This is a genomic window from Fulvivirga aurantia (genome assembly GCF_009711475.1).
GTDB lineage: Bacteria > Bacteroidota > Bacteroidia > Cytophagales > Cyclobacteriaceae > Fulvivirga > Fulvivirga aurantia.
The window spans coordinates 1-1,741 of record NZ_SMMD01000319.1; the positions used below are offsets into that span (position 1 = coordinate 1).

The window sequence follows — 1,741 nt, forward strand, 5'->3', positions numbered from 1 at the left end:
GATGACTTGCAACTGCTAAGTACATATTACCTGAGAATTTTCAAGAGCCCTCCATCAAAGCTAATAAAGTTGTTTCCAGATGATGTTAATGGTAATAGGTCTATCCAAGGTTTTATCACCAAAGAAATTGCCAGAGCAGCTAGCAAAATGCTGGATAAGATAGTTTCTATTTCCGAAATCAAAAGTGAAGACAAATACAATGACCTAGTAGAGTTATCGCTGGATTCTCGTATAAATCCTTGGGGTTGGTATGTCGGAGAACAATCAAGGGGTGGCTTTTCCGACCCAAAAAATAAGACAACCAAAAAACAGCCAGGCGAAAGAGATTTACCGATACATGATGCAAACAAGGAAATATTCTGTATTTGTGAAGCATTTATTTATCGAAAGCCAGCACCTGCCAAAGACCATTTAAAAAAGATTTTCAATTATTACCACCAGAGAGACACTCTAGTAATTTTGGTTTACGATTTAGAAGATACTGTTAAATCGAGAAAGAACTGGAATAAGTACTTGAACAGTATTTTACCCAATACCGACTTCCCGAAAGATTTCAAATTTGTTAGCAGTGTAGATGTCACACGGGAGTTTGGCTATCAAAATTCTGCCATTAAAATCGTAAGATCTGTGCACAAAAATGACACTGTACTTTTTCACATTTTCGTTACGATCAACTATAAAGTCATTTAGTACTATAGCCAATTAGGCCTAATATCTACCGACATTTACCATGATAACTTTCATGTTTAGTATCCTCATCTGAACTTCATTACTCATTTTCACATGCAATCCAGCACTCTCTATGATTTCATATTCAAGATTCCAATTGTAGCCCAATTCGCTGAGTTTGCTCACCACCGAGACACTCGGAGATTCGTTTTCAGATCTTAGAAACGCTGCGATTTCATTTCCATACCTTTTCTCTACAAAATCGAAAATATCGGATGTATAAAATAACCCATTACAATAAGTCTTTGATTTGGGGCTGAAGACTTCAACTTTTAACAAATGTGACTCTAAGACTTCAATATCGCCTACAAAATGAGAAATGACCTTAAACTGGTCGTCATTGGATATTTTGATTAATCCGATCCCATTGGTTTTAGCAAATTCGATGGCACCTTTTTGGAAACCCTTGGTTGTAATTACAATACCTTTATTAGCCTTTAATTCATCTAATACTGACTTAAAGTGGCCTATTTTTTCGCGAGTGACGTTAGAATTCCATTGTTTGCATTCCACTAAGGTGAGGTACCTAGCATTTCCGATTTCAAAATCATAGGATAGATCAACTTCGTAGCGGTTACCTGCAGCAGAAACAAACATTTTTCGGTGCTCAATTTTGACCTTGCCCCTTAAGTCATTTCTTAACAGCTTTTCTAAATGTTTCTTAGCAAGAAGTTCAAAATCTTCGAAATTCATTATTCGTTTGATTAGACATTTATAAACTTGTAGATCAATCAAACCAAATCAGGCTGATAACATAACCGTATTGATCCATATACAGACATTGTTCGTTTAACTCACGGTCTCCATTTTTTGCATAAAACCAATCCTCAACATATACCGCCTCAATTTCTGAATATTTGGCATCTTCTTTAGTGAAATACTCTCCTGCCACAGTAGTCGGAGGCAGTTTGCTTCCTACTTTGAAACGAAAGGGATATTTGGGAAAGTCTGTGCTTCTCACAAACCACTTCACAATATTATCTTTAGATACTACAACAAAAATTTCATGGAA

The 1,741-nt window shown here is 36.1% G+C and carries 3 protein-coding genes; 1 reads left to right on the forward strand and 2 read right to left on the reverse strand.

Annotated features, from left to right (window positions below; all coding sequences use genetic code 11):
• On the forward strand, nt 1–690 hold a 690-nt coding region (locus E1176_RS20330), incomplete at its 5' end, for a hypothetical protein (protein ID WP_185152535.1).
• Nucleotides 691–708: 18 nt separating this feature from the next.
• Here the strand turns inward: E1176_RS20330 and E1176_RS01450 are convergent.
• Both E1176_RS01450 and E1176_RS20335 read right to left on the reverse strand, forming a co-directional pair.
• A complete protein-coding gene (locus E1176_RS01450; protein ID WP_155208802.1) occupies nt 709–1,422 on the reverse strand; it encodes a restriction endonuclease in 714 nt (237 codons plus the stop codon).
• A gap of 34 nt (nt 1,423–1,456) precedes the next feature.
• On the reverse strand, nt 1,457–1,741 hold a 285-nt coding region (locus E1176_RS20335), incomplete at its 5' end, for a hypothetical protein (protein ID WP_185152536.1).

What these genes read in the sequence shown, in the direction of transcription:
- E1176_RS01450 (WP_155208802.1), bottom strand. Translation starts at nt 1,422, where the DNA reads ATGAATTTCGAAGATTTTGAACTTCTTGCTAAGAAACATTTAGAAAAG.